At 39.0% G+C, this 26,715-nt stretch carries 22 protein-coding genes; 15 read left to right on the plus strand and 7 right to left on the minus strand.

What is annotated here, in order from left to right; all coding sequences use genetic code 11:
- Positions 1-198 precede the first annotated feature (198 nt).
- The 12 genes from ACOKFG_RS12080 (at position 199) to ACOKFG_RS12135 (ending at position 14,610) form a co-directional block, all read left to right on the plus strand.
- Positions 199-2,082 (plus strand): tetratricopeptide repeat protein, encoded by a 1,884-nt coding sequence (locus ACOKFG_RS12080; RefSeq protein ID WP_298789857.1) that lies wholly within the window; start codon positions 199-201, stop codon positions 2,080-2,082.
- Between the two features lie 147 nt (positions 2,083-2,229).
- Positions 2,230-3,033 carry an AraC family transcriptional regulator gene (locus ACOKFG_RS12085; protein WP_298789859.1) on the plus strand — a complete coding sequence of 268 codons (804 nt, stop codon included), beginning with the start codon at positions 2,230-2,232 and terminating at the stop codon, positions 3,031-3,033.
- A gap of 79 nt (positions 3,034-3,112) precedes the next feature.
- Complete coding sequence (locus tag ACOKFG_RS12090) at positions 3,113-4,186, plus strand: serine hydrolase domain-containing protein (RefSeq protein ID WP_298789861.1); 1,074 nt, start codon at positions 3,113-3,115, stop codon at positions 4,184-4,186.
- A gap of 226 nt (positions 4,187-4,412) precedes the next feature.
- A complete protein-coding gene (locus ACOKFG_RS12095; RefSeq protein ID WP_299485447.1) occupies positions 4,413-5,663 on the plus strand; it encodes an amidohydrolase family protein in 1,251 nt (416 codons plus the stop codon).
- A 251-nt stretch (positions 5,664-5,914) separates the two neighbouring features.
- A complete protein-coding gene (locus tag ACOKFG_RS12100; protein ID WP_299485449.1) occupies positions 5,915-6,400 on the plus strand; it encodes a hypothetical protein in 486 nt (161 codons plus the stop codon).
- A gap of 240 nt (positions 6,401-6,640) precedes the next feature.
- Positions 6,641-8,890, plus strand: coding sequence for a hypothetical protein (locus tag ACOKFG_RS12105; RefSeq protein ID WP_299485451.1), 2,250 nt, complete (start codon positions 6,641-6,643; stop codon positions 8,888-8,890).
- A gap of 136 nt (positions 8,891-9,026) precedes the next feature.
- Positions 9,027-9,593, plus strand: coding sequence for a Crp/Fnr family transcriptional regulator (locus ACOKFG_RS12110; RefSeq protein WP_299485453.1), 567 nt, complete (start codon positions 9,027-9,029; stop codon positions 9,591-9,593).
- 63 nt (positions 9,594-9,656) lie between these two features.
- Complete coding sequence (locus ACOKFG_RS12115; RefSeq protein ID WP_299485455.1) at positions 9,657-10,109, plus strand: DoxX family protein; 453 nt, start codon at positions 9,657-9,659, stop codon at positions 10,107-10,109.
- A gap of 58 nt (positions 10,110-10,167) precedes the next feature.
- The gene (locus ACOKFG_RS12120; protein WP_299485481.1) at positions 10,168-10,590 is read left to right on the plus strand and encodes a thiol-disulfide oxidoreductase DCC family protein; all 423 of its coding nucleotides are present in this window, start codon (positions 10,168-10,170) and stop codon (positions 10,588-10,590) included.
- A gap of 86 nt (positions 10,591-10,676) precedes the next feature.
- Positions 10,677-11,273, plus strand: a complete 597-nt coding sequence (locus tag ACOKFG_RS12125; protein WP_299485483.1) for an SRPBCC family protein — start codon at positions 10,677-10,679, stop codon at positions 11,271-11,273.
- A 36-nt stretch (positions 11,274-11,309) separates the two neighbouring features.
- On the plus strand, positions 11,310-12,419 hold the full coding sequence (locus ACOKFG_RS12130) for a DNA alkylation repair protein (RefSeq protein ID WP_299485485.1): 1,110 nt from the start codon (positions 11,310-11,312) through the stop codon (positions 12,417-12,419).
- 130 nt (positions 12,420-12,549) lie between these two features.
- A complete protein-coding gene (locus ACOKFG_RS12135) occupies positions 12,550-14,610 on the plus strand; it encodes a mucoidy inhibitor MuiA family protein (RefSeq protein WP_299485487.1) in 2,061 nt (686 codons plus the stop codon).
- A 53-nt stretch (positions 14,611-14,663) separates the two neighbouring features.
- On the opposite strand, the gene ACOKFG_RS12140 is transcribed toward ACOKFG_RS12135, so the two are convergent.
- The 6 genes from ACOKFG_RS12140 to aroC all read right to left on the minus strand — a co-directional run bounded on the left by ACOKFG_RS12140 (position 14,664) and on the right by aroC (position 20,891).
- A complete protein-coding gene (locus tag ACOKFG_RS12140; protein WP_422861360.1) occupies positions 14,664-15,386 on the minus strand; it encodes a hypothetical protein in 723 nt (240 codons plus the stop codon).
- A gap of 9 nt (positions 15,387-15,395) precedes the next feature.
- Positions 15,396-16,568: a flavohemoglobin expression-modulating QEGLA motif protein gene (locus tag ACOKFG_RS12145; protein ID WP_422861361.1), complete on the minus strand. Its 1,173-nt coding sequence runs from the start codon at positions 16,566-16,568 to the stop codon at positions 15,396-15,398.
- Positions 16,565-17,392 (minus strand): N-formylglutamate amidohydrolase, encoded by an 828-nt coding sequence (locus ACOKFG_RS12150; RefSeq protein ID WP_422861362.1) that lies wholly within the window; start codon positions 17,390-17,392, stop codon positions 16,565-16,567. The genes ACOKFG_RS12145 and ACOKFG_RS12150 overlap by 4 nt, the downstream gene beginning before the upstream one ends.
- Positions 17,385-18,416: a glutathione synthase gene (gene gshB, locus ACOKFG_RS12155; protein ID WP_298789889.1), complete on the minus strand. Its 1,032-nt coding sequence runs from the start codon at positions 18,414-18,416 to the stop codon at positions 17,385-17,387. The genes ACOKFG_RS12150 and gshB overlap by 8 nt, the downstream gene beginning before the upstream one ends.
- Positions 18,417-18,436: 20 nt before the next feature.
- The gene (locus ACOKFG_RS12160; RefSeq protein ID WP_422861363.1) at positions 18,437-19,762 is read right to left on the minus strand and encodes a dicarboxylate/amino acid:cation symporter; all 1,326 of its coding nucleotides are present in this window, start codon (positions 19,760-19,762) and stop codon (positions 18,437-18,439) included.
- 64 nt (positions 19,763-19,826) lie between these two features.
- Positions 19,827-20,891 (minus strand): chorismate synthase, encoded by a 1,065-nt coding sequence (aroC, locus tag ACOKFG_RS12165; protein WP_299485493.1) that lies wholly within the window; start codon positions 20,889-20,891, stop codon positions 19,827-19,829.
- Positions 20,892-21,082: 191 nt separating this feature from the next.
- Here aroC and ACOKFG_RS12170 point away from each other — a divergent pair, with 191 nt between their 5' ends.
- Positions 21,083-22,033: a UDP-2,3-diacylglucosamine diphosphatase gene (locus tag ACOKFG_RS12170; protein ID WP_299485495.1), complete on the plus strand. Its 951-nt coding sequence runs from the start codon at positions 21,083-21,085 to the stop codon at positions 22,031-22,033.
- Here the strand turns inward: ACOKFG_RS12170 and ACOKFG_RS12175 are convergent.
- On the minus strand, positions 22,010-24,922 hold the full coding sequence (locus tag ACOKFG_RS12175; protein WP_422861364.1) for an FAD-binding and (Fe-S)-binding domain-containing protein: 2,913 nt from the start codon (positions 24,920-24,922) through the stop codon (positions 22,010-22,012). The genes ACOKFG_RS12170 and ACOKFG_RS12175 overlap by 24 nt on opposite strands.
- An 86-nt stretch (positions 24,923-25,008) precedes the next feature.
- Here ACOKFG_RS12175 and ACOKFG_RS12180 point away from each other — a divergent pair, with 86 nt between their 5' ends.
- Positions 25,009-25,503 carry a hypothetical protein gene (locus tag ACOKFG_RS12180; RefSeq protein WP_299485498.1) on the plus strand — a complete coding sequence of 165 codons (495 nt, stop codon included), beginning with the start codon at positions 25,009-25,011 and terminating at the stop codon, positions 25,501-25,503.
- Positions 25,504-25,605: 102 nt separating this feature from the next.
- Positions 25,606-26,715 (plus strand): TlpA disulfide reductase family protein, encoded by a 1,110-nt coding sequence (locus tag ACOKFG_RS12185; protein WP_299485500.1) that lies wholly within the window; start codon positions 25,606-25,608, stop codon positions 26,713-26,715.

The raw sequence follows: 26,715 nt of genomic DNA on the forward strand, positions 1-26,715 counted from the left end.
CCACCATGGACAATAGTTTTTCACTTGATTGTCCAAATTTTTCAAAAGGCCAATAAAAACAGTGCTTTATAAGGTTTTTTAAGGTAGCTTTTTACCGGAAACGCATGGACTTTTCATGGACAAGTGTTTTTTGAACTCTAGAATACCTGTTTCTAGGAAAGGATATTATCGATATCTTGGTAAACCAATCAACCTCTCATGAAAACTCTGAATATTTTTTTTCTTCTTATTTTTTCTATTGTGTGTCAGTTATTGTTTTCACAAGACCAACGCGAAATAGATAGTCTTAAGACTTTGTTACAACAAGAACTTGATTCGGAAAAAAGAATTAAACTTTTGGAAGAATTGCACTCAAGCCTAATTTACAGAGCACCTAAACAAGCTCTTAATTTTGCTAAAGATGGTCTAAAATTGTCTTTGGAAACAGCAGACAGAAATGCGCAACTAAAAGCTTATTATAATATCGGTGTCGGCTTTATGACCTTGGGCAATATAGATTCGGCAAAATATTATCACCTAAAAGGAGAAGCTCTTGCAAGAGCACTAGAGCAAAAATTACAACTTGCATATTCAATTTCTGCAATTGCAAATATTAAGGCGTTAGAAGGCGATTTTGATGAATCCATTGCAACATATGAAAAAGCCAACGAAATATTTAAAGAGAAAGACTCCTTATTTGATTTGGGAATAGGAATTGGCAATGTTGCTAGCATATATATGGCGAAAGGCAGCAACAAGATTGCACAAGCGAAATCAATGGAAGCATTAAAAGTTCTTGATAACTTTCAACGTGACCCATATAGAAAGGCAGATATATTAAGAAGAATTGGCCATATACAATATAACATAAAAGACTTTCGGGAATCAATTAAATACTTTAATCAAGCCCTTAAGGTCTACTTAGAAACGGATGACAATGTTTATGCCTCCGAAACATATGTTGATATTGGCACCTCACTCGCTGAAATGGGAGAGTACAAAGTCGCCATTTCACAATTCGAAAAGTGTATTGCCCTAACAGAAAAATATGATTTAAAGGGTACGCAAGCTATTGCTTACACCAATTTGGGGAACGCTCTTAGGAAGATTAAGGACTATAATACGTCATTCATTTATCTAAAGAAAAGTTTAGATTACCAACTTGAACATGGGTTTGTAAATAATAAAATTGAAGTTTTGAAGAGTATGAGCGAATTGTACTTTGATCAAAACCAGACATCTAAAAGCATTGAATACATCAACAAAGCTATCATAATTGCGGATTCTGTTAAATCCATTGATTATCTCATGAACACTTACCTTTTGAGATCTCAGATTTTCGAAAAACAAGAGAGAAATATGCTTGCACTCTCAGATCGCAAAAAACATGAAGTTTTCAAAGACAGTATTTTTAATATCAAAAAGGTTCAGCAAATTGATGAACTAACTACTATCTATGAAACCGAAAAAAAAGAAGCGGCAATAGCTCTCCAAGAGGAAGAAATCAACACACTAAACGAAAAAGCTAAGGTGGATAAACTCACCAAAGGATTGTATGCCGGAGGTATGGCCTCTGCCCTAGCCCTTTCAGGGCTTTTGGTATTTGGTTTTAGACAACGTATCAAAAAGAACAAAATAGCGCGCGAAAAACAAGAGGAAATCTATAAACAAGAAATTGAGCACAAGAAAAAGGAATTGACTAGTCAAACCTTGCACCTGGTTCAGAAAAACACCTTTATCCAAGAACTCAAGGAAAATCTAGAAAACCTTAAAAGCTCACCGGAAAAATTCAAAGTGGAGTTTCGCCGCATCGTAATGCTACTGAAAAAGCAGAATGCCTCGGATAAAGATTGGGAAGTTTTCAAATCCTATTTCTCTGAGGTACATAATGACTTTGACCAAAAGCTCAAGACCCTCTACCCCGATATCTCAGAAAAGGAAATCCGGTTGGCTGCATTTTTACGGATGAATTTGACCACCAAAGAAATTGCAGCTACGCTGAACGTATTGCCTGATAGTATTCTCAAATCCAAATACCGTCTCAAAAAGAAATTGGAGCTGGAAAAGGAAACCGATTTGACCAGTTTTTTGAACACCTTATAGGTCTCCACTTCTATTTAAGGGTTTCAGAATAATCATTGAGCGGCGGCGGCCCTTGATTTTGAAGGAAAATTAGACGAAATTCGTTATCAGCTGACATAACTCATAAAACGGGACAAAATAGTTTTCGTTATCTGTATGATCTAGTAAATGAAAATTTTAACCAAGGGAAAATATTACGGAAGTCCAAATTCAGAAGTGTCCTTTAATGGAGTTTTGTTGTCGCAGTATACCTACACTGGAGACAAAACGGACTGGCATTACCATGAAAACCCATATTTTATGTATGTGTTACAGGGGAACATGAAGGATAGCAATGCCAGAGTACAAACGCTCTGCCCTTCTGGTAGTTTAATGTTCAACAATTGGCAAGAACCCCATTATGGTTCCAAACATTCTGACAACGCTAGTGGGTTCCATCTGGAATTTGAGGTAGACTGGCTCAAAAAAAACGGAATCCCATTACACTTATTAGAGGGTAGCCAACTTATTGAAAATCCGCAACTACACGTTCTATTTGCTAAGTTATATCGCGAATTCTTACTTTCAGATGATTATAGTGAAGTGTCTGTTGAGGTTTTATTGCTACAAATCTGCGAGACTTTGAGCAACCAAAAAGAAATAAACACCCTAAACAATCCCATATGGGTAGATGGCTTAAAAGAATTACTGCATTATGACACTTCCTCGCTCAGTCTTGATTATTTATCTTCTGAGCTAAATATCCATCCGGCACATATCTCCAGAGCGGCTTCCAAATACCTATCCATGAGTCTAGGAGAATATATAAGACAGCAGAAAATCAAAAAAGCTATCCCGCTTTTGTTGGATCCTTCCAATTCATTGACTGCAATTACCTATCAACTTGGTTTTTCAGACCAAAGTCATTTCACTCGAACCTTTAAGACCTATTTGAACAGAACCCCGGGTGAATTCAGAAGGCAGGTTGTTTAATTTAAATGGCTACAATGTTAATTTCATTCTATTTTATGCGAAAAATAAGGTGGTTCTTTGTTTTATAAAATCATCAATCATGTATAAAATCTGTATTTCGTTAGTTTTCTGTTTGACCTTGGGTCAAACTGCAATTTCACAGTTAGACTTTTCAAGGGCAGAGGACTCTCCCCACGCCCTCCTTTCTGAAATGGACAGTACGATACAGACTGGTAAATACGAACAGATTACAAGCGTTTTGGTGGCTAAAAACGGCATTGTTCTTTTTGAGAACTATTATAATGGTGCTGATAAGACCACGAAACACAATACACGATCCGTCACCAAGACTATGGCTACCTTATTAACGGGAATTGCCATAAAAGAAGGTCACATCCAATCTGAAAAAGACAAAATTTTCACCTATTTGGAGCATAAGAAACCTGTGAAGCATCCGGATCCTAGAAAAATGGAAATAACATTAGAAGATCTCCTTACCATGAGTTCGGCCTTGGAATGTAATGATTTCAACAGTTTTTCCAGAGGAAACGAAGAACGCATGTATCCCATTGAAGATTGGACCGGTTTTTATCTTGACCTTCCAATGAGGGCCTACCCCTTTGAGCCCCAACCGAAGGACCAACCCTACGGAAGGGCATTTAGCTATTGCTCCGCTGGAGCTGCGACTATGGCAGAAGTTGTACAAACTGCGGTAGGAATGCCGTTGGACAACTTTGCCACACAACATCTTTTTGGGCCTTTGGGCATTCAGGATTATACCCTTCATTACAACCCTGAAGGTGTTCTGAATACCGCGGGTGGCAGTGAATATCGAAGTAGAGATTTCCTTAAACTTATTCAATTATGTCTCAACAATGGTGAGTGGAAAGGTCACCAAATAATTCCAGCTGACTGGTTAAAAAAGGCCACTACTCCCAAGGCTCGCGTTCGTAATGGCGTAGATTATGGCTATTTATTGTGGCTGCAGCGTTTTGGAACGGAAAAACTATATTCCTCATACGCCATGTCGGGTAATGGCGGGCAAAAAGTACTGGCACTACCTGACCTAAATACCGTTGTGGTAATAACCACCACGAATTACGGAAACCGCAATGCCCACAACTACACCAATGCCATTATGAATGACTTCATTGTGCCGGCCATGGAAAATTAAGCAACCCTGCTCTCCAAAAACTCACCAACTGCGGGCAGATGCGTTTTATTCGTATACCACCCCAAATAAGACGGTCACCTTTTAAGTGTTATTACATACCCATTTAAAATTGTTTTGGTAACTTATTGCCAATCAATTATTTGATGTAAATCACTAAAACACAAAAAATCCACTCTCGATTGTCACAGTGCTATAAAGTTTCAGTCCTTATGAAAACAACCTAACCATGAAACAGCTCCTCTTAAGTCTTTTTTTGGTGACTCAGCTTATGACTTGCCAACAAAATGTGGCAAAACAGAATCCGAATAGTCTACAAATACAGTTTACGAATGGGCTGTGGTTTAACGGCAACACTTTTGTAGAAAGAACCGTCTGGGTAAAAAATGGCATCTTAAGTTTTACCGGGACTTACATCCAAAACGACACCATAATCAATCTCGCTGGCAAATATGTTATTCCACCCTTTGCGGAGGCGCATAATCACAATCTGGAAAGTGCTTATGGGTTGGAAAAAAGGATTAATGCTTACCTGGACAATGGCGTGTTTTACGTAAAACACCTATCCTCCATTAAAAAACGGATTGGTCCCTTAATGCATCAATACAACAATCCGAATGGGCTTGAGGTCAGTTTGGCCCATGCCCCTTTTACGGGAACCGGTGGTCACCCCATAGCGCTTCGGAAACGGTATTTGGATGCTGGGTATTTTGATGGCCTTTTCAATTCCTTGGAAGAAGTTGAATCGCATGGATATTATATCATGGACAATGAAGATGACCTCAACCGCAAATGGGAGCAGGTGTTGTCATTTCAACCTGATTTCATTAAAATCAATCTCCTCTATTCCGAAGAATACCAAAAACGGAAAAACGATACGACCTATTTTGGTAGAAAAGGCTTGGACCCAAATTTGGTGCCTGCTATTGTCTCAAAAGCACATCAGCATAAATTAAGGGTCAGTGCGCATGTGGAAACCACCCATGATTTTCATATAGCAGTAACCGCTGGAGTGGACGAAATTGCGCATCTCCCGGAAATCCGACATGGCAAAGCCATTTCCGTTGCGGATGCGAAAATAGCTGCTCAAAAAGGTATCGTGGTCGTTACCACAACCTCCTTGATTACCAAAAACAAGAAATGGCCCAATTACCAAGAATTGGTGGACAACATCGGTGCAAATCTCAAATTATTAAAGGATGCCGGCGTTACCATTGCCTTGGGCTCCGACATGTACAACGATAATTCGGTTGGGGAATTCAAACTATTGCATTCCTTGGAGGTATTCAGCAATCTGGAATTGCTTAAAATGTGGTGCGAGAATTCGGCTGTCACTACCCTTCCACATCGTAAGGTCGGCTATCTTAAAGAAGGTTTTGAAGCTAGCTTCTTGGTGCTGGACAAAAACCCTTTAGAAGATATGTTAGACATCAACAAGTCCATTCAACTAAAAATTAAACAGGGAACCATCCTCGAATGATAAAATAAGCGAAAATACTCTTGACACACCTTTGTCATCACGGTTCTAATTTCGCGCAATTACCAACTAAAAACTGAGAATTGTGCTTATGGTATGGATTTTGAATCCATCCGTGTATTATGCGTATAATTCTACATAGAATACTTCTTTTGTCGACTTTTTTGTTTTGCCTACATACCACATCCGCGCAAAACAAATCATATAAGAAAGGTTATATTATTCAACACAACGGCGACACCCTAATAGGTTTTGTGAAAGATAGGTCTCCAGAACCTTTTGTGTCCTTTTATAAAAAAATCCGATTTAAGCAACGTTCCTCTTCATGGGTTAAAAAATATGATGCAGATGATATTTTGGGATATGGTTATGGAGCAGCTAATTTTCTATCCGTTCCCTTTAGGGAACAGCGAGACATGTGGGTTGCCAGATATTATACAGATTTCGGAGCGCCCAGAGAATTCTTGAAAGTGATAGCGCAGTCTGAAAATCTGGTCTATTACGAGCAGCTGTTTATAGATGACGACAATTCTTATCTGGATTCGATTCCCTTTTTCCACAAGCCCTCTTCCAACCAAATGGTACGAGTTACCCAAGGGATTTTGGGATTTAAAAAGAAACGTCTTATGGAATATTTCTCCGATTGCCCGGGAATCATCCCATTCTTAAACACTAAAAATCCAAGGAATTCAGGAATTTTAGATCTTTATGAATTTTATTTAGCGAACTGCGCCGAGTAGGCCATTTTAAAATTCGAAACTACAAGCTTAGACCTTTGTGAAAAAGCGGGCGTCCTCCCCTTTTTTCTTCATGACCTATAAAGCAAGCTTCCAGCACAATACATGTTGATAACTTCTTACAATCCAAAGGTTGCACCACTTGACTGTGAAGGAAAATTCTGTGAACTTCGTCATCGACGGATATAAATCATTAAAACGATTCATATCCTTTTAGTTGTGCTGCACTAAATCAACTTGGAAATGGAATCATCTGAAATTTTGATTAAAAATATTAGAGAAGAAATCCCAACCATTCTCATAGGAAAGTTTGAGGAAGCCAACCTTTCAAATTTAGAAGAAATCCTTTCTATTGACCTTCAGGATTTTGGCCAAAGAAGGGGAGTTGGAAAGACAGTAGTAAAAAAGCTACAAGAGTTTCAAGAACGAGTAAGAGAAAATTTGGAAGAGTTTGTAGACTTACAAACACAGAATACCAAGATCCATTATTTACCTGTTAATGAGGATGTTGTCTCAACTTCGAATTTCTTAGATAATTCTTCAGAAACCGTAACAGACTTTCTTAACCTTTTGCCCAAACATGAACATAGAGGCATAATTAATCACCTTTATGGTCTTAACAATTCTGACATCTTCACTCTAGATGATTTATCTCTCTACTACCCATTAACGAAAGAGCGAATTAGGCAACTTAAATATGAATTACTTGATGAGATAAAAAGTGTTTTTCAGGGAGAACCAAATTCAGATTTAAGCTGCCATATAAGACAAAGTGTATCCAAAGAATTCAAAGAAATTCAAGATTACTTATCGAAAAAACGAGTCTTTTCTTTTCTTGAGCTTATAGAAATCTTTAGAGACAGATATTCTTGCGACAATGCTTCTGAAAATAAACCAATAATTAACCTTTTGATTGATCTATTTGGCTTTTCAAAGTGTCGAAAAGTTGAATCAGTTTTTACCAAAGCGGACTTAATTGTTGTTAACGAAAAGAATAGAAAGAACTTTTTAAAAGCTGCAGATAAAACTTTGCGTCATTTGAAGAAAAAGATTATTCCAATCAACGAAATGCAGGCTGTGATTGAAATTAGAAGGTCGAACAAGTCGCTCCAAAATAATCAGGTCATTGATGCCTTAAATGTTCTTCCTGAAATAGAAATCCTTGATTCTGACGATCAAACATTTTATCAAGTCAAATTTGAACACCTATCAAGTGCCGCAGATAGAACTTACAGAGTTTTATTAGAGAAAGGTGATCCAATGTACATTGACAACATTGTTTCTGAAATCAACCATCGTCTCGCTCATACTGGAACATCTAAGATATATGATCGACATAGCTTAGCAATTGCTTCCGATAAGAGGTTTGTTTCCATGGCTAAAACTGGTTTTTGGACTTTAAAAGAGTGGAATAAGAATATTGATAAGCTTGAAGATTTAGTGAAAAACGCACTTTACAAGCTAAATAAGCCCTCAACGTATGATGAAATATTTGAAATAATTTCAGCAGGCAGACCAAATATCAAAGAAAATTCTGTTCGTGCTATAACAGGTAGAGATTGCCTGAAAGTAACTGGAAACAAGTGGATTCTCCCTGAATGGAAGCAGAAATATTCTGATCTAGCTTTCGTAAAGCGAAAAAAACGTGTCAATACATCCGAACCAGAACACAGAACCGAGCAAAGAGCTTTAGTGATAAAGTATCTTGATAAGAAGCCAGGAAAAAAGGAACTAGCTTCAAAAATCATTAAGGACATTTCACCAGCAGATAGTAGGTTTTCCAGAGTCTCTTTCTATAAGTTGTTTGAACAAGAAGAGTATTTCATAAAAGATGATACTGATAAACTACTGATTTCGCTGAGAAGTCAAGAATCAAATGTCAAGGTATCTGTGGATCAATTCAATTGGAAAGAAGTTAGTAAAAAATTAGAACGAGACATCAAAGGTGCTTTTGAAGATTCAACTTCGCCAAACTACTCCCAATCTCTTAAAGAATCGATACAATTGTTTTACGAGTTTCTTTTAGAAAACTCCTCCGAACAAGAATTCCAAGGTCTGCCAGAAAGAATATTGGGAAATATGAACAAATACTATTTTGACTCAACAGATAATATAGATAAACTCAATTTCTTGAAGCAGTTTCTTACTAGTACAGATCCACTACTCAAGAAAATTTTGTGGTTTATTGACCGTACAAACTATAACTGGATAAAAACACATAAAAAAGGACTTGGAGATATTATTTACAAGCTCAACAAACTTGACCCGACCAAAGAACGGTTTAAAGACGCTAGAACAGCACGAGCCTATAAGTTTGGCAAGCAAATTCAGTCAGTTTATTTCTATCGTAATAATGATACCCATGGTGCTAATGACTGGACAGTTGCTGAATTGACAAAGACCATTTCTGATTGTTTCACCATTTACATTTTCGCCTGTGCGGAATACTTCAATGAACTAAAAAAAGAAATAGCGCAGCACAACAAAACTTAAACTGCATTAAAACGCAGTTTAGCCAAACCGATAACGAAACCTCTTTGCAAGATTGTATCTTATGGCCTACCAAAGCAATGTCATAAAGATGTACCTTGGAGTATAAATAAGCTTGCCACGGGCTAAAAAGCGGTACATGGACGAAATCAGAAAATTTATTGACACTATCGCTCCAATGAGTGATTCTGATTGGCGGTTTTTCTCCTCAAAACTGCATAAAGCAGCGCTCAAAAAACATACGGCCCTATTAAAACTTGGAGCGGTTGAGAGCCATTTGTATTTTATAACAAAAGGAGTGGTCAGATTTTATATTCCAAAGGAAGAAGGCGATTTGACTTTTGGTTTTCTATTCGAAAATGAATTTGTCACGGGTTATGATTCATTTTTAACACAAACCCCTTCTGAATACCAAATTGAAACCTTGACCGATTCCGTTTTGTGGAAAATTTCGCACAAAGACTTAGAAGAAGTCTATGAAAGAACAAGCAGTGGAAATACTATCGGACGAAAAATGGCAGAAAATATGTTTTTGATAAAATCAAAGCGGGAACTTGCTTTATTGAGTAAAACAGCAGAAGAGCGCTATTTGGACCTATTCTCTGACAGACCAAAATTGTTACAGCAAATTCCATTAAAATATATTGCATCATATATTGGTGTTACTCCACAGGCATTAAGCAGAATACGCAGGCGCATTACTTAACCTGGGTTCATTGTTTTTACTTTGGTGTTTTTTGAACTTTGTATTTCAATAATACCTAAAAGCATGAAACCACTATTAGTACTGTTATCAAGTTTTATCATCTCTATTTTTGTAATTAAAATCATTAAAAAAGAATATGATTTTGCCCTATCTGCCAGAATTGCCATGTCAATAATGCTTGTATTTACGGCGATTGGTCATTTCGTATTTACAAAGGGAATGTCAATGATGATACCCAATTTTATTCCTTTCCAAGAAAGTTTTGTCCACCTAACAGGAGTATTTGAAATTCTTTTAGCAATTGGCTTACTTATCCCTAAATTGAAAGTGATAAGTGGATGGGCGCTACTAATTTTTCTTCTGCTCATGTTACCAGCTAATATTTATGCTTCCATGCATAATGTGAATTATCAGAAAGGAACATTCGACGGAAATGGTCTTGCCTATTTGTGGTTTAGAATTCCTTTACAAATCCTTTTTATAGTTTGGACTTATATTTTTTCAATCCGGATGTAATTTCCTTGTTGCCGCAAGATTGCGTCTTAATAGTGCACTAGGCTTTCACCCCAAGGTAATGTATCTTTGTAGAGTGGGAAACAATAAAAAAATCATCTTGTTTGATGGCGTTTGTAATCTCTGTAACGGAGCCATCCAATTTATCATAAAACGGGATAAAACTGACACGTTCCGTTATGCGCCGCTCCAAAGTGAGATTGGCGAACAGCTTATTGCTGAGCGTGCTATTGACACCTCCAAAGTGGATTCCATTATCCTCATCGAACCTGGAATAGCTTATTTTACCAAATCAGATGCCGCTTTGCGTATTGCACAAGATTTTGGAGGATTGTGGAAAGCGTTGGCAATCTTCACCTGGATACCCAAAACCTTTAGGGATGCCATCTACGATTTGGTTGCCAAAAACCGCTATAAATGGTTTGGCAGAAAGGATGCCTGTATGATTCCAACACCCGAACTACAGGCCAAGTTTTTGGGATAATCACAATTTTCCAACTTTATTTCATCCTCTGACATAGGGCTGTCACAACCTGGTTCTAGTTTTGTTTTCAAATAAAACAATCTACAATGAGAGTAAACAAAACAATTCCCATGATCTCCTTGGCGCTGGGTCATGCGTTAATAGGTTATGGACAAAATGCAGAACAAGGTATTCAGTTCCCCTCTGCTTCCGATTTCGTTTCCAGCCCCTTAAGAAATAGTATTACACTTGAACTCAAAGCCTCGACTTCAGAGGTTTGGGCCCTAGTTGGAAGACTAGAGCGAATGCCCGAATACAGCAGTGGACTTAAGAAAGTGGATGCGGAATACGATGCTGTCGATCATTGCAAAGCCTTTACCTGTACCTTTCTTCCTATGGAAGAAGGTATGCCCGAAACCACCCATACAGAAATAATAAAATGGTACAAGCCCAATGCAGGATTGGCATCGATAGCTGAAGAACCCAATACTTTTGGCCTAAAAAACTCGCTGGGCATGTTGACTTTGGAAAGTAAAGGCAATAGCACATTGTTTCGATGGAGTCAGTATTTTGACGCTGACGATATGGAATCCCTTAAAATGAACGTTGAAGCGTTTAGGTTGGCGCTTAATGAGGACATCGCCAGTAATCTGATCAAAACGTTTGGAGGACGAGTCGTTGAGAGTTATGTCCAACAGTTTTGATTAAAGCTATTTTCATTTTTAAAACTTTAATACACAGTGGCAGAATTATTTAAAAATATCTACAACCCCGCTTTCTTTGACCGCTTTACCCAGTGCGTAAAAGAAGTGTTTCCGTCTTTTGATGGGGAGGCCTTTTTAAACGAAATATATTCGGATGATTGGGAAAACAAAGAGTTAAAGCAGCGAATGCGGCATATTACCCTAGTCCTTAAAGATCATTTGACCAATAATCTAAAGACCAATGTTGACATATTGCTGAACCTCATCCCGGTTTTGAAGCAAAATGATTTTAGGTCCGACAATCTGGAGTTTATTTTCCTTCCTGACTTTGTAGAAATTTATGGGATTGACCATCATGACATCGCCATCGATGCCTTTGAGGAAATTACCAAGTTTGTAAGTTGTGAATTTGCGGTAAGGCCCTTTATAATAAATAGCCCAAAAAAAATGATGCAACAAATGACGACATGGTCCCGCCACAAGCATCCAATGGTGAGGCGACTTTCCTCGGAAGGGTATCGACCTCGATTACCCTGGGCAATGGCATTACCCGACCTTAAAAAGAACCCAGCCCCCATTTTGCCTATTCTGGAACGTTTAAAATCGGACTCATCGGAATCCGTGAGACGAAGCGTGGCCAACAACCTGAACGATATCTCCAAGGACAATCCGGATATTGTGATTCAATTGGCCAAAAAATGGAAAGGTGAAAGCAAAGAAGTGGATTGGGTAGTAAAACATGCTTGCCGCACTTTGCTAAAACAAGGTATTCCGGAGGTGATGCTTTTGTTTGGATTTGGAAAAATCAATAACATCAAAATTGAAAAATTCAAGATTTCAACTCCTATAGTTGCCGTTGGCGGGAATTTGGAATTCTCTTTTGTGCTTCACAATAGGAATCGCAAGAATTCCAAACTTCGCTTAGAATATGGACTGTATTATCAAAAGGCAAATGGTACACTATCTAAAAAAGTGTTCAAAATCAGCGAAAAGGAATATCCCGGTGGTTCAGCTACCCTGATTACTCGAAAGCAGCCCTTTAAAATCATCACCACTCGAAAACTTCATGTTGGTTTGCACCAAGTTTCATTGATTATTAATGGTATTGAATTGGATAAAAAGGATTTTCATCTGATTGAAAAATAATATCAACGCATTTTTGCGTTCACTAACCCATAAGTCTGGCTTACCATTCAAAAGGTAACACTCGCTTGTTTTGAGTTTTATAAACTGACGGTTGAGGCTAAGTTTATCCAAACTTTAAAGCCAATCCGTCATGAAAAAATTACTGTTCATATTTATTATCTGTCCATTATTCCTATTCGGGAATGACAAAAAAGTGCCCTCGACCATTAATGATGTCACCGTATACCTAAGCGGTGCGCAAATCTACAGAAAGGCACAATGTGTCCTCAAGGAAGGCAAGAATAAACTTGTTTTTACCGGCCTTTCGGCCAAAGTTGAAGAGAGTAGTATCCAAATTTCCGGTCTGCAATCTGTCTCTATTCTATCCATGTCTTACGACCTGAATTATTTGGAAAAAACTGCAAGCGACCCACAGGTAAAACAATGGGAAGACGATATTATAGAGCATCAGCATCAAACGACCATGCTAAACAACATCATTGCAGGTTTGGATGAGGAGGAAAAGGTGATAACCTCCAATAGATCTATAAATAACCGGCTTCAGGCATTGGATTTAGACCGTGTAAAACAAGTAAGTGCATACTACAGAGAGCGCATCACAGCAATTAAAAATGAGATTTTTAAAACCAATCTTAAAATCAATGAGCATAAACTAGAGATCAACAAACTCCAAAAGCAGTTGGCAGAAATCAACAACGCCCCTGAAGAGGAACAAGGTGAACTTACCATAACTTTTGACGCACCAATTACCACAAATTTAGATCTGTCCATTTCCTATTTGGTCAGGGATGCTGGTTGGATTCCGAATTACGATATCAAGTCAAAAAAGCTGAATGCTCCCATAGACTTGGCATATAAAGCTCATGTCTATCAAAAAACTGGTAAGGACTGGGATAATGTAAAGGTGACACTATCCACTGGAAACCCAAATATCAACGTCAGTAAGCCAAATTTAGGCACTAAATACCTCAACTTTGTCAGTCGAAATGCCCGACGAGCAAAACCAGCACCTAAGAAAAAGGGCTATACCTATAATCCCATGGTACGGAAAATAACCGGAACGGTTGTAGATGATTCAGGTGCGCCCCTACCGGGGGCCAATATTGTTGTCAAAGGCACTCAGACAGGTACGCAGACTGATTTTGACGGAAACTTTGAACTTGATGTATCCTCAGGTAAAGAACTTTCCATTTCCTATGTCGGTTTTGTTCCATATGATATTCCCATTTACTCATCAGTTATGAATATACAAATGGAAGAAGATGCTTCAAGGTTGGAAGAAGTGGTAGTAACCGCAATGGGAACATCTCAGAGAAAATCATATAGTTACGCTGTGTCAAAAACGGTGAATGGAAGAGTTGCTGGTGTAAATATTAGAGGAAATAACAGCATTCCAAAAGTACAACCCCCATTATATATTGTTGATGGTGTTCCGTTAGCTGGATTTATGGAAGGTGATCTTGATGAAAATGAGATTCAAAGCATAGAGGTATTGAAAGGAGCCGAAGCGGAAGCACTTTACGGAAGTCGAGGTGCCAATGGAATCATTGTCATCACCACAAAAAAGAGTACTGTGCAAGATGATTTGACCAATACCAAATTCGTTATCAAAAAACCATATTCCATTGTTTCAGATGGAGATATTACGGCCATTGAAATCAATACGTTTCAGTTACCTGCCAAGTATGAATACTTTGCCGCGCCTTTGGTCAATGAAAATGTTTTTCTCACCGCCAGTCTGAAGGATTGGGAAAAATTCCAGCTCCTACCGGGCGAAGCCAATATTTATTACGAGGGCGGTTATGCGGGCAAAACCAATATCGACCCCTTTACGGTGAAAAAGGAAATGACACTTTCCTTGGGAATTGACCCTAATATTACTGTAAGTCGCAAACAACAGCGTAATTTTAAAAGCAAATCCTTCACGGGTAGCAATCGTATTTTGGACAGAACTTACGATCTAGAAGTAAAAAACAATAAAAGCTTGGCTATCAACCTAAAACTTATGGATAGGGTCCCAATCTCGCAAAACCGGGAAATAAAAGTGGATGATATTGACCCAAAAATGGCCAGTTATGATAAAAAATCAGGCCTCTTGACCTGGGATTTGAAATTGGACAGTCAGGAAAGTAAGAAAGAGAGCTTTTCATTTCAAGTCAAATATCCGAAGGGGCGCTATATCTCTTTGTAAAAATAAAGGAGCAGTGTTATTAACAATTCACTGTTCCTTTTTCCATTCTTGTATTAGTCAAAACTGATAGGCTCATCCAACAGTTGCATGACTTCTTCATCATCCGCAAACTGTTTATGCCAATTGTATACCACTTGTCTATACGGATTGTAACCAAGGTCGACTAATTTCTTTTTACCAAAGTTCTGCACCATTTGCATAATCCTAAATTGCTGTCCATCTCCTGTTTGTTCCAAATACGCCTTCAACATATCTCCAATTTCTGGACGCCATGATAAGGATGCTATTAGGTCTTCGCGTTTTACTTTGTCCAAGCCGGGTGCTTTTTCCATTTGTGCAATCTTAGGAGCAGAAAAGGCATATCGGACTCGCAATGGTGCATAGAACGGAATGCCTGATTTCTTATATGCACTCTCAATCTCTTCAACACTTTTGCCTTCTATGGCCGCTCCCATGCTAACTATAGAATCCGGTACCAAGATTTCCCGATGCATCAAAGCAAAACGATTACTGCGCTCCGTTATAATGAAGTCGTTTTCTGAAAGTCTTTTTACAATTCGAATGGTATCTATTCTAGGTTCTTGTTCTTCCCTTTCCTCTATAGATAAGAACATATCCTGGAGTTCAATAAAGGTCACCTTGTCTCCATAACTATTGAACAAGAAGCTTTTTTTCGGAAAATCGACATCAATGTCCGAAGGGGCTTGGGCCCTACACATTATAGAAAAACCAATGACCAAGGTAGCCAAAGGAAGGGCAAACACGGTTTTTTTCATTTCTTGAAGTTACTTTAGGTTATTCAAGATAAAATCCAAGGTTTTGTTCGTGTTCAGTTTTTGTGCGAATGAAAGGGTTTTATGTGTAATCGGTCGAACCAATCCTAGTGTCTTCAAGTATCTAATCGTCTCTTCATCATCCAAGGCCACCTTACCGGTCAATAAAATGTCTAAGCTCTCCTCTTTTTGATAGCGCTTATAGATTTTGCGCAGACCGCTCAAGTATAGTCTATCTTTGGTGAATCCACCTCCTCTATGTGCTCTCAGTGTGATACCAAAGGCTTCTTCCTTGTTTAATTTGTATTGACCATGAATCAAATCGAAGGTATCTGCAAATGAATACCCTTTGATCAAACTGTCAGCAGCCAAAACGCGATAGGCCAATTCTTTAAGTCTTTTTAGGGTTAGCGCACCGCCCATATACTCGCTAAAGACAGCTAAACCTTCTTGGGTTTCCACATTTTTGGGCAGTCCGTTGGAAAAAATCTTAAGTGGTTGCAGCAATCCATTGTAAGTAGTTACCAAATGGACCCCAATTTCATGATTGGCAAGTGTCAACAGCTGGTTTTTACTAAACTTGATATTCTTCTTTATCAAAAGAGCCTTTTCGGTATTGCTTACCATGGCTTCCGCAGCCATATTTTTTGAGAATCTTACGTTTAAATCAAAATCGTAAGCTTTTGAAAAATCTTCGAAGTACGTACATGCCTCTTCGGGAGAAAATACCTTTTCCATATCCGAAGAAGCTGGTTCGTCGGCAAAATGAAGAATGAACCTTGCATTCTGGACATCACGCTCCGTAGGTGTGCCATAAACCCTCAATGAGTTGTAATAGAATTTATTTCCCCTTCCAATGGTTTCTATACACTGTATCATATTGGAATAGTGATAAATCACCTCTTGATACAATCGTCGAATGCGTTCATCGGCTATGCGCTCCAACCGCTGTGAGAAAAACAGTCTATGTAGCTTATAGGGGTTAAATTTTAGTTTGGGGTATTTAAATTCGGGCTCCGCTGAAAACTTCGAAGTGAAAAAACGATGTTTCTCCTTTTCAATGTTCATTGGATTCACATAGCCAAGCAGTTCTATACGATGCACCAAACGATCAAGGTTGGCGTCTATTTCAAACAAATGCCCATATTCCTTTTCTAAACCTTGTATTTCTTTAGTACTTATCATGCATCTGCTTGCTCAAAATCATTAACCATTTCCGGAATCAATAGCTTTAGTTGGTCTTCTACAGAACGTACTACTTCCGGAAATATGATTCCCGTAAGTTCATCACAATAGACTTTTGAAATTTCGGTGGCCAAAACCAAGGTGTTTTTAAAATTATTCGTGATGTATTTCAGAAAATGTCCATTTCCTTGGAAGGTATCATTGATTTTAGAAGTCGTCTTTATCCCGTTTGGCAATTGTACGGTTTCTAATTTTCCTCTCCAGTTTTCCACCAAATTTCCAAATCTATCATTGTCTATATTTGATGTGCCCAAGTTCCATACCGGTACTTCCCGGTCCCATCTCTTCCAATTGTAGCTGTGCATATCAAACACCAATGTCTTTTTAAATTTTGATTCCAACTTGGAAATTAAGGCGTGTACTACCCTATAGAAATTGGCATGTTTGGCAAGACTATGTTGTTTTTCCTCTTCGTTCAGAGGCTCCTTCCATAGCTGTTTGCCCCATGCTGTATCAAAAATGGCCGTTTCGGGAGGTCTATTTAAATCGTATTCGAACCTGCTGTCACAACCAGCAATTACTATGGGAAAGCTCTGAATCATTTGCTTTGTGCAGGGATCTTCTTCGTACCATCTTTCATGTTCGGTATGAATGCAGTTGTCCCACAATGATTTTCTGAATTGGTGCCCATCGTGCACAGCGGCGCAAACATATGGTACGTAAGCTTCTATCTTCAAAGTAAAGGAATAATCCTCGGAAACAACTTCAAAATAGCTTTCCTCAGCTATCAATCCAAGTATGTCTTCAATGCTACATTTATGCATTTTCTACTTCACTACGTAATCTAGACCTTCGGTCAAATGCCTGTAATTTATCTACTACTTTACTTTCAATAAAGTCAATAACCTTGCATTGTGCTTTTGTTTTATACACCTTGTTTATATAGGTTATCCCTCCTGGCGACATCACATTGACCTCAACCAATTTACCCCCTATTACGTCTATTCCAACAAAATAGAGCCCGTCTTTTACCAGTTTAGGACCTATTTGCTTGCATAGTGCTTTTTCTTCTTTGGACAACGAATGCTTTGCTACCGATCCTCCTGCCGAAACATTGGAACGATGATCATCCGATCCTGGAATTCTTCGCATTGCGCCGATGGGTTCCCCATTGAGCAACAGGATTCTCACATCTCCTTGGTCTGCACCTTCAATATATTCTTGAAGAATCACATAGTTGGATGAGCCATCAGCGTTGGTCACATAGAAATCAAGCAAAGATTTAATATTTGACATGGCGGACTTTTCAATAAGAATGACTCCGGAACCTCCAAAACCATTTAAAGGTTTTAAGATCATCTTATCTGCTGAGGATTCCTTAATCTGCTGCACCAAATATCTTTTGTTTTTGGATACATGGGTCACAGGAATAATATTGCTATGGCTATCGCCGAAAGCAGCAGTATACAATTTGTTATTTGCCTCTCGGAGTCCCTGCAGGGAATTCACAATAAAAACATCATCCTTTACCGAATCCAAAAAATTGAGCATAATCGGGTCCAAAGGTGGGTTTGCACGCATGAAAATGACATCAAAACCGGCAAGTGGAAGCATTTCTTCCCGTAAGGAAGCTTGTTTGTAGAATGTTTTAAGACTACTGGAAATCTTATCCATTCTATTGATTACCGTGCAAAAAGCGCTGGTAACGCTATTTCGAATGGTCAAATTTGCCGGTGTGCAGAGTGCGACACCATGATTTCGCTTTACGCATTCATGAATCAGTGCAAGACTTGTGTCGTTTTCGGGTTGGATTTCTTCCCAAGGGTACATTAAAAAACAAATGTTCATAACGTATACTTTTTAGTTGCTTATTTTACTTCATCCAAATGGTCGTCCCATTCTTTTACATTGGGTTTACCAAGTTTACCTACGGATTTTGCTACCAGCATTGATACGGTAGCATCACCAGTAACATTGATTACGGTTCGGAACATGTCCAAGGGTCTGTCCACTGCAAAAATCAATGCTAAACCAATGGCAAATTTTTCTGGTGGAAAGCCTACGGACTCCAATACGATAACCAACATCACCATTCCTGCTCCTGGAACTGCGGCAGTACCTATGGAAGCCAACAACGCAGTTAGAACAATGGTCAACTGGGCGGAAAGCGGTAAATCGAAGGCTAAGGCCTGTGCAATAAAGACAGCCGCTACGCCTTGGTAAAGACTCGTTCCATCCATATTGATCGTAGCACCAACAGGCAGCACAAAACTAGTAACTTCCTTATCCACGCCTATATGTTCTTCTACCCGCTCCATGGTAACGGGTAAAGTTGCGGCACTTGAACTAGTAGAAAATGCCAACAATTGAGCTGGACTCATCTGTTTTAGAAACCATAGAGGGTTTTTCTTAGCGAAAACAGCAACCAAGATTCCATAAAACACTATTAATAACAGTAGTCCTGCAATCACGACTCCTGAATATTTTAATAAGGCTATCAATAGCTCGGGGTCTCCAGAAGAAACCACGACACTGGCCAAAAGTGCAAAAACTGCATAGGGTGCAACTAACATGATCAGGTCAACCATCTTTAATACGACATCATTCAAGGAGTCGAAAAAATCTTTAAGGGGTTTTGCCCTGTCCTCGCCTACCAACAGCAATGATATTCCTAAGAAAATCGTAAAGAAAATTACCTGCAGCATCAACTTATTATTGCTCATAGCAGCTACTGCGTTATCAGGCACCATATCTTCTAAAAATTGAAGTGGTCCAACTGATTTCTGTTGTGCTGCCGTTTCCAATTTTGAGGTAACTCCGCTGTCAGATGCATAGGTATCCGTCAATTTTGCTATTGTCTCTTCTGAAATTCCATCACCAGGTTGTACAATGTTCACTAATAACAATCCTAGAACAATTGCCACAATCGTAGTGCACATATAGATGCCAATGGTTCTTAAACCAATATTTCTAAATTTGGAAATATCCTTTAAATCTGAAATCCCCTTGACCAATGAAGCCAAAATAAGTGGTATGGCAATCAGTTTGAGCAGTTTGACAAAGATTGTCCCTAATGGTTTTATCCAATCTGAAACGAACGTCTCTCCACCATCAACACCGGTCATTACAAATCCAAAGATGAGCCCTAGAAGCATCCCGATTAGGATTTTCCAGTGCAGTTCAAGTTTTCTCATATTTCCAATTTAACATTTGGACAAGAAAGATAACATTTTGAGCTTGAAATGTTGAAAAGAAAGCCTATAATTTATTTGTGCGACTTAAAAGTGTAAAGTCGGCAAGAACCAAGGCTGCCATTGCTTCTACAATGGGCACTGCCCTCGGGACAACACAAGGGTCATGTCTACCCTTACCTTGGGTAGTAACTTTTTCCCCCTCTTTATTGATGGTCTCATAGGATTGTAATACTGTCGCCACAGGCTTAAAAGCTATATTAAAGTAGATATCCATCCCATTACTAATTCCGCCTTGAATACCACCACTTCGATTTGTGGTTGTGGTTCCATCTGAGTTGTAAGAATCGTTGTGTTCGCTTCCCTTCATTTTAACTCCATCAAAACCACTTCCATACTCAAACCCCTTTACTGCATTGATTGAGAGCATTGCTTTTCCCAAATCGGCATGTAGTTTGTCAAAAACAGGTTCTCCAAGACCAATGGGTACATTTTGAATAACACATGTGATTACTCCACCAACGGTATCACCCTGTTTTTTAATGGATTTGATATATTCCTCCATCTTTTTCGCCATTTCCATATCCGGACAGCGAACGGGATTGGACTCAATCTTTGAAAAATCCAAATCTTGATATCTAGTCTCCATTTTCAAATCCCCGACTTGGGAGACAAACGCATTTATCTTTAAATCACCAAGTAGCTGCTTTGCAATTGCGCCTGCCACCACCCTGCTCGCAGTTTCTCTTGCAGAACTTCTTCCACCACCTCGATAATCCCTAAAACCGTATTTCTTATCGTATACATAGTCAGCATGGGAAGGTCGATACGAATCTTTTATATGGGAATAGTCTTTTGATTTTTGATTGGTATTATGGATAGCAAAGCCAATTGGGGTTCCAGTGGTCTTACCTTCAAAAATACCCGAATAGAATTCAACGGTATCCGGCTCTTTGCGTTGGGTAACAATAGCGGACTGCCCCGGCTTTCTTCTATTTAACTCATTTTGGATTTTTTCTATATCCAATTCCAGTCCAGCGGGACATCCATCTATAACTCCTCCAAGAGCTTTTCCATGAGATTCTCCAAAGGATGTCAGTTTAAAGAGTTGTCCAAAAGTATTTCCAGCCATTCGGTAAAATTCAATAAGTGCCAAAGGTAGATGTTATAAACCGTTTTCAAAAGTCAGCTCGGCGGTTAATGTTAATGTAACATAAAATGCTCCGATTTGATGATTTTTTAACGGTATGCAAAGGAATTAATGACCTGGATTTGAATTTCAGTTTATTCCTACACGTTTATTTTGTACTAAACCTTATAATCTTGAAAAAGAGGAAGATTGAACTGGCGGTAATATCCGATGTCCACCTTGGCACCTACGGGTGTCATGCGGATGAACTTATTGCCTACCTCAACAGTATTCAACCTAACAAATTGATACTTAATGGGGACATCATCGATATATGGCAGTTTAGTAAGCGCTACTTTCCATCCTCTCATTTAAAAGTGCTCAAGAAAATAATTGGTATGGCCTCCAATGGTACCGAGGTTTTCTATATCACTGGAAATCATGACGAAATGCTCCGTAAGTTTAGTGATACTTCAATGGGTAATTTCAGGATTACGAACAAACTAGTATTGAATCTCGATGGAAAAAAGGCTTGGATATTTCATGGTGATGTATTTGATATTTCTATTCAAAATGCCAAATGGTTGGCCAAACTAGGAGGTTATGGATATGACCTTTTAATTGTAATCAACAGTTTTTTTAATTGGTGTTTGTCCAAGATGGGCCGAGAACGCTACTCCCTGTCAAAACGAATAAAAAATGGAGTGAAGAGTGCAATTAAGTATATCGACAACTTTGAAAAGACCGCAGGTGACCTTGCCATTGAAAATGGTTATGATTATGTAATCTGCGGGCACATCCATCAACCAAAAAAGGAACGATACGAAAACAAACATGGGAAGTGCGTATATCTAAATTCCGGTGATTGGGTAGAGAATTTGACCGCGCTTGAATATTCATTTAAACGCTGGAAAATCTACTATTACAACCGGGATAGATTATCTCCCTTCTTTGTGGATGAGGATTTGAAAGAAATGGATATACATGACCTTATCGCATCTGTTACCCATGCTGATTTGGAGCCAGAGACAGAAAAAATCATTGAAAACCACACCCGATTAATCGAAGCCGAAGAAACTGTTGAGGAACAAGTTGAATTTCTCGAAGAAAACGAGCAAGGCTCAGACAATCAAGGCTCTGCGTAAAATTGAAACAGGATGCTGGGCATCTCTAGATGTTCCATCTTTAATTTGATGTCTACAGCTTGCACCATTGGCCGAAATAATGGTTTCCGATGCACTCTTTCTTACAGCGGGAAATAATTTTAGCTCTCCAACTTGCATACTTGTGCCGTAATGTTCCTTCTCATAACCGAAAGACCCCGCCATACCACAACAACCCGAAGGGATAATGGAAACCTTATAGTTCTTTGGCAAGTTCAAAATATCAAAAGTCACTTTTTGGTTGGATAACGCCTTTTGATGACAATGATTATGGATTTTCACTTCCTTTTTATCTTTTGTGAAAAGCTCAGCACTAATATGTCCTTTTTCTATCTCTGACGCTAAAAACTCTTCAATCAAAAATGAGCTTGAAGCCAATAAATCGACTTTAGACTTATCATCGTGAAGTCTTTTGTATTCGTCTCTAAAAGAAAGTATTGCCGAAGGTTCAAGTCCGAGAATAGGAACTTTTTGCTCTAAAACCCCATCAAGTTTAGAAATATTGGAAGCAACCAGTTTCTTGGCCTGCTTTAAGAATCCTTTGGAAAGATAGGTTCGACCGCTTTCCCCATAAAAAAGTTGCACATCATAGCCTAACTTACACAAAAGCTCAATGGCATCCTGGCCAACTTCAATGTCCAAATATTGGGTGAACTCATCAATATATAACACCACCTTCTTGTTAGTATTCCCTGACTCGGCTTGGTACTTTTTTAAATGTTTATCAAAGTCAAAACTGTGCACTAAAGGAAGGCTCCTTTCATTGGCAACTCCCACCGCAGACTTAAGCCAACCTCCAAGTAATTTGGATTTGAAAATGGTGTTAGTGATGCCGGACACCTTACTACCCAGCCTATTTGCAATTGTATTGTATGCAAACAATTTACTTCTTAAGGGATATCCGTTTGACTCTTGATATTGATATAAAAACTCAGCTTTCAATGTTGCAACATCAACATTGCTGGGGCATTCGCTTGCGCAGGCCTTGCAGCTCAAACAAAGGTCAAACACCTCTTTCAGTTCTTTTTGGTCAAACCGATTGGGTTTTTCTGAGTTCGTCAAAAATTCTCTCAATGCATTTGCCCTTCCTCTTGTGGTATCTTTTTCATTTTTTGTTGCATGATAACTCGGACACATTCCCCCGGACATGGTGTGATTCTTTCTACAGTCCCCACTACCATTGCATTTTTCTGCAGCTTTTAGAATGCCTTCGCTATCCGAAAAATCCATTAAAGTCTTCACTTCGGGTTCTTTTCGGTCAATTTCATACCGGAGGGATTCATCCATTGGAAAAGCATCTACAATTTTCCCTGGGTTAAAAATATTTGCTGGATCAAAAGCTGCCTTTACGCGTTTAAGTAATTCGTAGTTGGCTTCGCCAATCATCAATGGAATAAATTCAGCTCTCACAATTCCATCTCCGTGCTCGCCACTAAAACTACCTTGGTATTTTTTAGTGAGCTTAGCCACATCCGTTGTAATTTCCCTAAAAAGTTTTACATCATCCGATTTTTTTAAATTCAAGATGGGTCTTAAGTGTAACTCCCCTGCTCCAGCATGTGCATAATACACGGCTTCCTGGTCGTATCCTTTCATGATTTGGGAGAATTCCAAAATGAAATCCTTTAAATCCTCCAATGCAACTGCCGTATCTTCAATACAGGCCACCGCTTTTCGGTCTCCAACCATATTTCCAAGCAATCCCAATCCTGCTTTTCTCAACTCAATCGCTTTATGGATATCCTCTCCCTTCAAAACAGGATTTGCATAGCTTAGGCCTGAATTTTCAATTGTGCTGAGCAAGTCAAGCACCTGTTTTTCCAAATCTTCTTCAGAATGCGCCTTAACTTCCAACATTAGGATTCCAGCAGGGTCTCCATCCACAAAAAATCGATTGGCCAACTGTGATCTATTGCTCTTTGTGCAATCAAGGATGACTTTATCCATCATTTCACACGTATGCAGCCCATGTCGCATCACAGGAGCTACATCGCTTAAACAATCTTCCAAAGTCCTATAATGAGTAGCCACCATAGCGGATAGTGGTGGAGGAAGGTCATCTAATTGCAGGGTAATCTCGGTTGTAAATGCTAAAGTACCCTCACTTCCTGAAAGAAGTTTGCTGAGATTGAAATCCTCCGATTTGGTTCCGAAAATGTTGTTGTTTAAAAGCTCATCTACTGCGTAGCCCGTATTTCTTCTATGAATACTTGCTTTTGGAAATTCCCTTTGGATATTCTCGACATTCTTAGCATTGGAAAGTTCTTTTTCCAAAACATTATAGATTTTTCCTTCTAAAGAACCTTCGTTGGTCTTTGAAAGCAGTGCCTCTTTACTCATTGCACCAAAATGTGCTTCACTTCCATCGGAGAGAATACAGTCCATGGATACCACTTTATCCCTGGTAACCCCATATTGAATAGATGTAGTACCTGAAGAATTGTTTCCTACCATTCCCCCGATCATGCATCGATTGGACGTAGAAGTATTTGGACCAAAAAAAAGACCGAAAGGTTTTAGATGTTGATTGAGTTCATCCCTCACCACTCCAGGCTGTACAGTGATTTGTTTTTTCTCCTGGTCCAACGCTAAAATTTCAGTGAAATGTTTTGAGACATCAACAATAATGCCTTCGCCCACACACTGACCTGCCAAAGATGTTCCCGCGGTGCGTGGAATTAGTCCTACTTTATTTTCATTGGCGAAAGCTACCAAAACTTTAATGTCATCTTTGTTTTTAGGATAGGCAACAGCTGTTGGTGTTTTCCGGTAAACGGAGGCATCTGTTGCATAAAGAGCTTTGCTCAAGTCGTCTGTCAATAATTCTCCCTGTAGTGCTGAAGAAAGCTTTTTTAAAAGAGTTTTATCCAAAATGGAACAATTTTTGGTCGTCAAAATAGTTTATTCTCAAGAAGCTTTGCAAAGCTATCTTTAATTTTTAACTAAACGAGAGACTTATGAAGATTACCACATTATTTACTGGTGTTTTTTTGTTCACAACAATTGCCATGAGTGCACAGGACATATCGGAGCATACTTTAGGGCTTCGATTGGGTGATAGTGACGGTTTTGGTGCCGAAATTTCATATCAAAAATCTATTGGGCGTTATAACAGGGCCGAATTCAACCTAGGATGGCGAGACAGCAGGGCCTTTGATGCCTTCAAGCTTGCAGGTGTTTATCAATGGGTGCACCAACTTGACGGGAACTTTAACTGGTACTACGGTGTTGGAGGTGGTTTGGGAAGTGTTGATTTTGAACCAATTCCAAATGGTGCCGATAACGATGGTCTTTTTGTATTCGCGGCAGGAGATATTGGCGTAGAATACGATTTTGATATTCCACTTTTGCTCTCCCTTGATTTCAGACCAGAAATTGGGTTGTTGGGATATGATGGATTTGACAATGGTTTTGATTTTGACATCGCCCTAGGAATACGTTATCAATTCTGATAAAAACATGATTTTATACAGCCCTTTGCCTCCATCTATCGGAAGTAAAGGGTTTTTTTATGCCGTATGGAATGAATACCTTAGCGCTTTAAAACGTAAAAAATGAAAAAGATTTTTGGATTCGTATGTGCAACAATGCTATTGGTCTCCTGTGGCTCCGGTTCTGATGGATATACGCTCAAAGGTACTATCACGGGTGAACTTGCTGAAGGAGCGCAGGTTTTTCTAAAAACCACAGATTCGCTTAATCAACTGGTAGAACTAGATACTGCAAACGTTGCGAACGGAAGCTTCAGTTTTACAGGCACCCAAACTGAACCAAAACTACATTATCTGTTCTTAGGCACTAATCCTGGCAACGTTCCTTTTGTTTTAGAAAATGGGAATATTGATATTAAATTCCAGAAAGATAGTCTTGGATTTGCCTCTATCAAGGGTACTCTTCAGAATGACCTTTTCATGAATTTCCTTCAAGAATCAAGAAAACTTTCCGATAGAGCAAGATCAATGCAGAACGACATGCGAGCAGCTTCGCAACAACAAGATACTGCAACCGTGACTGCGCTTCGTGAAGAGTATATTGAATTTCAAGAAGAAGTTAAAGATTTCAATATTGATTTCGCAAAGGAGAATCCGAATGCCTTGATATCAGCTTTGATTATTGGTAACTTAATGGGAAGTAAAGTTCTTCCTGATGATGAAATCAGAGCAATGTTCGAAGCTCTTACACCAGAAATCAAAGAGTCAACGCCAGGAGCGCGTTTAAAAGCGCAGTTGGATAAGCTTAAAACAACCCAAATTGGAGGTGTCGCGCCAGAATTTTCCGCTCCAACACCAGATGGAGGCACTTTGGCTTTAAGTGAAGTAAAGGGAAAAGTAACCCTTATCGATTTTTGGGCAGCGTGGTGCAGACCTTGCCGTATGGAAAACCCTAACATCGTTTCGGTTTATAACAAATATCATGACAAGGGACTTAACATTATAGGTGTTTCTCTTGATGCAAGAGCGGAAGATTGGAAGAAAGCTATTGTGGCAGATGGCCTTGAATGGAATCATATTTCCAACTTAAAACGATTTCAAGACCCTATTGCGCAGTTATATAGCATAAATGCCATACCTGCTGCCTTTCTTTTGGATGAAAATGGTGTTATTGTGGCCAAAGACCTTAGGGGTCCTGCCTTGGAAGCTAAGGTAGCGGAGCTACTGAATTAA

The sequence above is a fragment of the Flagellimonas rhodophyticola genome (assembly GCF_049332665.1).
Lineage (GTDB): Bacteria > Bacteroidota > Bacteroidia > Flavobacteriales > Flavobacteriaceae > Flagellimonas.

Excerpts from the sequence above, each read along its gene's own strand:
- ACOKFG_RS12125 (WP_299485483.1), top strand. The coding sequence starts at position 10,677 with ATGAGAGTAAACAAAACAATTCCCATGATCTCCTTGGCGCTGGGTCAT.
- ACOKFG_RS12135 (WP_299485487.1), top strand. The coding sequence starts at position 12,550 with ATGAAAAAATTACTGTTCATATTTATTATCTGTCCATTATTCCTATTC.
- ACOKFG_RS12105 (WP_299485451.1), top strand. The coding sequence starts at position 6,641 with ATGGAATCATCTGAAATTTTGATTAAAAATATTAGAGAAGAAATCCCA.
- ACOKFG_RS12110 (WP_299485453.1), top strand. The coding sequence starts at position 9,027 with ATGGACGAAATCAGAAAATTTATTGACACTATCGCTCCAATGAGTGAT.
- ACOKFG_RS12145 (WP_422861361.1), bottom strand. The coding sequence starts at position 16,568 with ATGATAAGTACTAAAGAAATACAAGGTTTAGAAAAGGAATATGGGCAT.
- gshB (WP_298789889.1), bottom strand. The coding sequence starts at position 18,416 with ATGAACATTTGTTTTTTAATGTACCCTTGGGAAGAAATCCAACCCGAA.
- ACOKFG_RS12180 (WP_299485498.1), top strand. The coding sequence starts at position 25,009 with ATGAAGATTACCACATTATTTACTGGTGTTTTTTTGTTCACAACAATT.
- ACOKFG_RS12085 (WP_298789859.1), top strand. The coding sequence starts at position 2,230 with ATGAAAATTTTAACCAAGGGAAAATATTACGGAAGTCCAAATTCAGAA.
- aroC (WP_299485493.1), bottom strand. The coding sequence starts at position 20,891 with ATGGCTGGAAATACTTTTGGACAACTCTTTAAACTGACATCCTTTGGA.
- ACOKFG_RS12115 (WP_299485455.1), top strand. The coding sequence starts at position 9,657 with ATGAAACCACTATTAGTACTGTTATCAAGTTTTATCATCTCTATTTTT.
- ACOKFG_RS12090 (WP_298789861.1), top strand. The coding sequence starts at position 3,113 with ATGTATAAAATCTGTATTTCGTTAGTTTTCTGTTTGACCTTGGGTCAA.
- ACOKFG_RS12140 (WP_422861360.1), bottom strand. The coding sequence starts at position 15,386 with ATGAAAAAAACCGTGTTTGCCCTTCCTTTGGCTACCTTGGTCATTGGT.
- ACOKFG_RS12185 (WP_299485500.1), top strand. The coding sequence starts at position 25,606 with ATGAAAAAGATTTTTGGATTCGTATGTGCAACAATGCTATTGGTCTCC.
- ACOKFG_RS12150 (WP_422861362.1), bottom strand. The coding sequence starts at position 17,392 with ATGCATAAATGTAGCATTGAAGACATACTTGGATTGATAGCTGAGGAA.
- ACOKFG_RS12120 (WP_299485481.1), top strand. The coding sequence starts at position 10,168 with ATGTATCTTTGTAGAGTGGGAAACAATAAAAAAATCATCTTGTTTGAT.
- ACOKFG_RS12095 (WP_299485447.1), top strand. The coding sequence starts at position 4,413 with ATGAAACAGCTCCTCTTAAGTCTTTTTTTGGTGACTCAGCTTATGACT.
- ACOKFG_RS12080 (WP_298789857.1), top strand. The coding sequence starts at position 199 with ATGAAAACTCTGAATATTTTTTTTCTTCTTATTTTTTCTATTGTGTGT.
- ACOKFG_RS12160 (WP_422861363.1), bottom strand. The coding sequence starts at position 19,762 with ATGAGAAAACTTGAACTGCACTGGAAAATCCTAATCGGGATGCTTCTA.